The 6,633-nt window shown below is 53.4% G+C and carries 4 protein-coding genes; all 4 read left to right on the top strand.

Annotated features, from left to right (window positions below):
- The first annotated feature begins 207 nt into the window (after nucleotides 1-207).
- On the top strand, nucleotides 208-3,693 hold the full coding sequence (locus tag TJ79_RS16740) for a condensation domain-containing protein (RefSeq protein WP_040951493.1): 3,486 nt from the start codon (nucleotides 208-210) through the stop codon (nucleotides 3,691-3,693).
- Nucleotides 3,690-5,279 carry a lyase family protein gene (locus TJ79_RS16735; protein ID WP_238323042.1) on the top strand — a complete coding sequence of 530 codons (1,590 nt, stop codon included), beginning with the start codon at nucleotides 3,690-3,692 and terminating at the stop codon, nucleotides 5,277-5,279. The genes TJ79_RS16740 and TJ79_RS16735 overlap by 4 nt, the downstream gene beginning before the upstream one ends.
- A complete protein-coding gene (locus tag TJ79_RS16730; RefSeq protein ID WP_040951492.1) occupies nucleotides 5,266-6,177 on the top strand; it encodes a GHMP family kinase ATP-binding protein in 912 nt (303 codons plus the stop codon). The genes TJ79_RS16735 and TJ79_RS16730 overlap by 14 nt, the downstream gene beginning before the upstream one ends.
- Nucleotides 6,164-6,633, top strand: a 470-nt coding sequence (locus TJ79_RS16725; RefSeq protein WP_040951494.1) for a pyridoxal-phosphate dependent enzyme, incomplete at its 3' end; no start/stop codon positions are given. The genes TJ79_RS16730 and TJ79_RS16725, both read left to right, overlap by 14 nt.

Raw genomic sequence — 6,633 nt, 5'->3', positions numbered from 1 at the left:
CAAAGCGCCCTATAAACTTCTGATCACCAGCAGTATCCATCAAGGCAAGCTTCACTTAAATATCAATTACAATGCTGCGATTTTTGCGAAAGAAACGATAGAGCGGCTAGTCGGCCATTTTGCTCAAGAGACAGATGTGCTGCAGGAGGAGGCGATGTCGGTAAGGGTATAACAAGTCAAAAAGTAGGAAGGAGGTAGTAAAGACAAATGGAGAGACGGCTTTCTATCATAACCGGTAAAAAACAGACAACCGTGCAGGCGTTTCCTTGTACATTGCCTGCCGTTCTTGAGCAAACGGCGGCCCGCTTTCCGCAGAGCGGCATTATTCACGTGGCCGGGGACGGAACGGAAGATAAACAAACGTATGCAGATTTGCTGGCCGATGCACGGAAGGTGCTAACAGGCTTGCAGGCGCTTCATCTTCAGGCCGGGGATCGGATCATTTTGGAAATACACGATTCCCGAAAATTTTTGAGTACGTTTTGGGGGTGTCTGTTGGGTGGGATCATTCCCGCCCCGCTGCACACGCCGTCTTCCTTCAAAGCGGATTCCGACGGCATCCGAAAAACGATGGGGGTATGGAATCTACTGGGGAAGCCGCCGATCGTAGCGGATGAGCGGGTGATTCCGTATTATGAGCGCTTGGCGGACAGCGAACCCTTCGCGGGACTGCAAACGATCAGCGCCGAATCGCTGATGGCGGGGAATGGTGTTCCCCGGCTGCACAATCCTGCTGCTGAGGATATAGCGTTCGTTCAATTTTCTTCCGGAAGCACGGGAGCGCCAAAAGGGGTGCAGCTCACTCATCGCAATCTGATCCACAATGCCTGTTCCATTAATGAATACATCCAAATTACCGGACAAGACTTTTGCGTAAACTGGATGCCTTTCTATCACGATATGGGATTGGTCGCCATGCATCTCGCGCCGCTCTTTGCCGGCATCAATCAGGCGAAATTAGCACCGGATACGTTTTTGGCGAAACCTGTGCTCCTTCTGTCAAAGATTTCTGAGCATCGGGGGACGATTTCCGGCAGCCCGAATTTCGGTTTTGAGTGGATGTGCCGCAATGTGCCGGATGACGAGCTGGCGAAATTGGATCTGCGCAGTTTGCGGCTGTTCTATAACGGGGCGGAGCATATTTCCAAAGATACGTCGGAGAGGTTCAATCAAAAATTCAGCTCTTGCGGTCTCCGCCCGGAAGCCAATCTGCACGTGTACGGAATGGCGGAAGCATCGGTTGCAATCGCGGCGGCGCCTGTCGGCAGCTTGCCATTCTATCATTTACTCGATCAGGATGCCTATGTAAACGAAGGGCTAGCGGCAGATGCCCGCATGGCGGAATCCCGTACATTATGTACGGCGGATGAAGGCTATCCCCTTTCCGGCATCACTATTCGCGTCGTGAATGACCAAGATGAAGTCGTGGAGGAGAACCGCATCGGCCACATTCAAATTCAAGGTCCTAACGTGACGCAAGGTTATTATCGCAATGATGCCGTGAATGCCCAGCTATTCCAAGACGGATTCCTGCGCACGGGAGATATGGGTTTCATTCGGGACGGAAGGATCGTCATAACCGGGCGGATGAAGGATTTGATCGTCATCAACGGTCACAATCATTACGCTCACGATCTCGATGAAATGCTTCTGGGAGCATTAGGGCTAATGCCCGGGGATATTGTCACGGTTGGTGCCCCCGATCCGTTGACCGGACGGGACGTTTTTCTCGTATTCGTCCGCTTTCGCGGGACTGACCAAATCTTTGAAGACATCCGGGCTTCGGTGCAAAGCACGCTGCGAAGCTTGATCCAGGCGGAAGCCGACTGCATCTATCCGGTCAAAATGATTCCGAAAACGACCAGCGGAAAAATTGAGCGCTACAAATTGATCAAGTGGTATTTGGAAAACGGCGAGGCCTTTAGGAAGCGTTTGAAGAGCCCCATTCAAGATTCTTCCATGAACGAATCGCTAGAATCACCGACAAGCGGCAAAGTGCCGAAGGGTGAGGCCGAAAGCCCGTTGCACGAGATTTGGGCTCGTGTGCTGGGGATAGATGCAGGGCGGATCAGAGAGGAGGATTCGTTCACGGAGCTGGGTGGAACGTCGCTGAAGGCGATGCAGCTTGCCGGGGAAGTGCAAGCGCGCTTTGGCCCGCACAGTATGGACGTTGCCGATATCTTCGAATGCGAGACCTTTGGCGCGTTATCCGACTATCTGCAAAAACGAGGGGCTCTTCAAGAGCAAAAACGGGATGAAGATTCACCTCCATCGCTTCCAATCAGGCAGGCGCACTCCCTCCGTTTCCCGTTATCCCGCGGGCAGCAGCAGCTCTATTTTCAATATTTGTTGAATCCCGCTGACGGTTCGTACAATGTGCCGGTTACCGTTGCGCTTCGCGGTTCTTTGGATGCGCTAAGCTTGCAAAAAGCTTTGGATCGCGTAGTGCATAAACATGAGATTTTGCATGTGTCCATCGTCGATGAGGCAGGAGTGCCGGTGCAGCAAGTACAAGCGGGTCTGACTGTTCCCTTGGAGCAGCATGTTTGGAGAGCAACCGCGGAAGATGACAAGCTCAGCGAATGGCAAGCTTATGTGGAAAAAGACAAGTTCAAGCCGTTCGTTCTTGAAAATCCTCCGCTGATGCGCTGTCGGTTGTTCGATCTGGGCAACGGTGAATACAGGCTATATGTGAATATTCACCATATCATTGCCGACGGCTGGAGCATGGGAAAGTTGTTTAGCGACTGGTTCCGCTTCTATGACGAAGAAATACAGCCGAAGCCAACAACGGATGGCGGCGACTCGAGCGATGAAGTTCTGCGTTATTCCGACTTTGTCGCATGGGAACAGGCGTGGATGGACAGCGATTCTAAACGGCGGGAGGAAGCCTACTGGTTTGACCGGCTGCACAAGCCGCTGCCCGAATTGAGGATGCCCGTGCCAAGACGCACCAATGAACGGGTGTCAGATTCGTCAAAAACAGATACGGGAGGGATGATCCCCTTCCATATCGATGCCGTATTGAACCGCCAGATCTCGGATTTCGCTAAAGCCAGCGGCTGCACGTCCTTCGCCGTTCTGCTCGCCGCCTACTTCCAACTCCTGCACCGGTGCACAGGGCAACAGGATCTGATCGTCGGCATTCCCATAGCCGGGCGTACTGCTTCATGGATGGAGCCGCATATCGGACTTTTCCTGAACAAGCTGCCGATCCGCGTTGAACTTAACGGTTTGCAAACGGCTAGGAACCTGCTGGCATCCGTCAAAACTAGGCTGAACGAGGCGTATCGGCATCAAAGCTATCCCTTCGACGCTATGGTGCGGCAGTTGAATCCGGAACGCAGTATCGGCCGCAGCCCCATTTTCGCAACCATGTTCAATTTGGTGAATGTGCCTTTAGAGGCTTCTTCGACGGAATTGCAGATCCGGTTGGATGACATGAGCTTCGAAGCTTCCAAATACGACTTCGGGTTGCGGCTTACTCCCTATGACGGCGGGTTGAGGGGAGAGTGGCAGTATCGCACGGATTTGTTGGATGGGAAGGCGGCAAAGCGATTGGCGGATCAGTACATGAAAGTTTTGCAGCAGATGGTTGCTTCCGTCGATTGTCCGCTTAGCGATTTCGATCTTTCGCTGGAGGAAGACCACCTTTTATCGCTTCAACTAGGTTTATTTGAACGGTTGGCATGAAGATGGCAAGAACGAAGCAAGCCGAGGGAGGGATGAATTTGGATCAATCTGCTGCATCGGTACTCACAGCGCCAGGCGCTCTGACGGGACGAGTGCAGGCGGCGCCGGATCAAACGCTGCATGATGAGGTGCTGTATCCTCAATTTTTGTACGAAATGAAGCACTATTTACCCCATTATCTGCTTGCGGAAAAGGCCTTATTGCTCGAATATGCACGAATGGAACTCATCACCGGGGAGGAGATGATGACTCTTTCCGGTCTGTTGAATCAGGCGGATGGCGTGAACCTAGTCGCCGATCCGGAAGCCAACATGTCCGATATGTTTTTCACCATCGAAAAGTTCGTGTCCGACCGTTTGCCGCAGCCGGTAGCGACATGGCATGTGGACCGCAGCCGCAATGATCTTCAAGCTTGCGTGCAGGTGATGTTCACCCGGGCGAAGATCCTTGAGTTTGTCGGCGGATTGCTGGAGCTTTTCCCGTCCCTCCATCGTTTAGCCCTTGAGACGCTGGAAAAGCCGATGCCCGGCTATACGCATTATCAGAGCGCGCAGGTCATTTCGCCCGGCTTCTATTTTTCCGCGGTTACTGAGCAAGTGCTGGACGTGCTGCGCCACCTGTTATTCATCTACGACGATTTGAATCAATGTCCCCTTGGCGCGGGAGCGATGGCCGGCCATGAATTGCCTTGGGACCGCCGACGGTTGGCCAATCTTTTGGGTTTCTCGCATGATCGGCATCATGCGCTTCTAGCCGTTGGCTCGCGGGACTGGGCGCTGCGGGTAGCTGGGGAGTTGTCCACCTTCGGAGTGGCCGTAAGCCGAATCGTTACAGACCTGATTACGTGGGGCAGCAGCGGGTATGGCTTCATCACACTGCCCGACGAGATGTGCGGCATTTCCTCCGCGATGCCGCAAAAGAAAAATTTTACGATCTTAGAGAGAATCCGCGGCAAATGCGCCCACTTAAGCACTTATTACTTGGATATCGCCCTTGGCCAACGGAACACGCCTTTGACCAATTTGGTAGAGGTGAATAAAGAGGCGCTCAGCCAAATGAACGCTCTCTTTCAAACCGCAGGCTCGATCGTTCGTTTGCTCCATATGGTCATCGACCGTATAGGCTTTAACGAAGCGGCCATGCGCCAAGTTTGCGAGCAGGACTACTTGGGCGGCTTCGGGCTGGCGAATGCATTGACTCTTCACTATGGCGTTCCTTACCGTCAGGCGCAAGTCCTCACGGGAGCGTATATCACCGAATCGATAGCCAGGCATTTGAACCCCGCGCAGGTAGATGCCGACATGCTCCATTCGCTGTGTTTGCGGCAGGGGTACGATATCAAGCTGGATGAGGAGGAGCATGAGCGTTTATTCCAGGCGGATTTCAACCTCAGAAGCAAGCATTCTGCCGGTTCTGCCCATCCCGACTCCGTCCTCCGATTGTTAGAGCGGCAAAGCGAGGAATATGGCAGTGTCGCGGAGACATGGACGCAGCGGAAATCGGATGCCGAACAGATAGCATCCCGTCTGGAGCGAATCATGAAGAATGAAAGCGAGGCGAACAGATCGTACTATGTTAACGGCTGAGCGATTAACCGGAAAAGGGAGTTCTTTCGGCACATTCGGCGAACTGTTGCAAGGGGTTCTGGAGGACGGCACGGATTTCCTCGTGACTTTCCCCATCGAATGTTATGCCAACGCACTCTTTATTGTAGATGCGGAAGATGAAGATCTGACCGTTTTTCCCCCGTACAAGAAAAAATCCCGGCAGCTGGCCTCCTATATCCTGCAGCATTATGCGCTTCCGATTCGCGGACGGCTTGTGCTGGATGGTCAGTTGCCCATCGGCAAAGGTTTCGCCAGTTCTTCGGCTGACCTCGTCTCTACGGCGCGGGCTATTGCCAATTGCTACGGGCTGACGTTCTCCGACTCGCTGCTTGAATACTGGATGGGGCGCATCGAGCCTACGGACGGAGTGATGTACCCGGGCGCCGTGTCCTTTTACCATCGCCGCGTTCAGTTGCGTGAGTACTTGGGCGATTTGCCGTCCCTCACCGTCGTCGCCCTTGACGAGGGCGGGGAAGTGGATACCGTCGAGTTCAACAAGATTCGCAAACCCTTCGACAGTTCCGAGAAAAAAGAATACCGTGAGCTGCTGAACCGGCTAACGGCAGCTATAAAACTGCGCGACATGCACGTCATCGGCGAAGTGGCCACCCGCAGCTCGATCATGAATCAAAAATTGCGGCCGAAAGAGCATTTGGACGCTGTGCTTGCCTTATCCCGCAAAATATCCGGACTAGGCGTCGCAGTCGCTCATAGCGGTACCTGCCTGGGCATTCTGCTGTCCAATGATTCACCTAATTATCAGAAGCAGTTGATTCAAGCCTGCGACGGATTGTACGACATCGGGGGCAACGTGGGCGTATTTCAATCATGGAAGTCCAAAGCTGGGAAGGAGAGAGGATATCATGGTATTTTCTAATCTTATTGAGGCGATCGGTCACACGCCGCTGGTTCGTTTACAACCTGAAGGCGGGCTGGCTCAATTGTATGCCAAACTCGAAATGCAAAATTTGTACGGAATGAAAGACAGGGTGGCGAAACGCACGATTTTGGAAGCCCGGCGCAAAGGCATACTCCGTCCGGGAATGCCTATCATCGAAAGCTCCTCCGGAACAATGGCTCTTGGCGTTGCTACGGTGGGCACGTATTTGGGGCACGAAGTGCATATCGTGACAGACCCGCGCATCGACGACATTACCCTATGCAAGCTGAAGGCCCTCGGCGTTCATGTCCACATCGTGGAAAAAATGACCGGCAATGGCTGGCAAAGCGCCCGGCTGGAAGAGCTGGCGGAGCTCATGCGGGTATATCCCGGGAGTTTTTGGCCGCAGCAGTACGAAAACCCCGACAATCCGGGCAGCTATGCGGAACTGTC

The organism is Gorillibacterium massiliense (assembly GCF_000455485.1).
Taxonomy (GTDB): Bacteria; Bacillota; Bacilli; order Paenibacillales; family NBRC-103111; genus Gorillibacterium; species Gorillibacterium massiliense.
The sequence above is the reverse complement of the archived record's forward strand: the minus strand, read 5'-3'. Positions and strand labels throughout refer to the sequence as shown.

Excerpts from the sequence above, each read along its gene's own strand:
- TJ79_RS16730 (WP_040951492.1), top strand. The coding sequence starts at position 5,266 with ATGTTAACGGCTGAGCGATTAACCGGAAAAGGGAGTTCTTTCGGCACA.
- TJ79_RS16740 (WP_040951493.1), top strand. The coding sequence starts at position 208 with ATGGAGAGACGGCTTTCTATCATAACCGGTAAAAAACAGACAACCGTG.
- TJ79_RS16735 (WP_238323042.1), top strand. The coding sequence starts at position 3,690 with ATGAAGATGGCAAGAACGAAGCAAGCCGAGGGAGGGATGAATTTGGAT.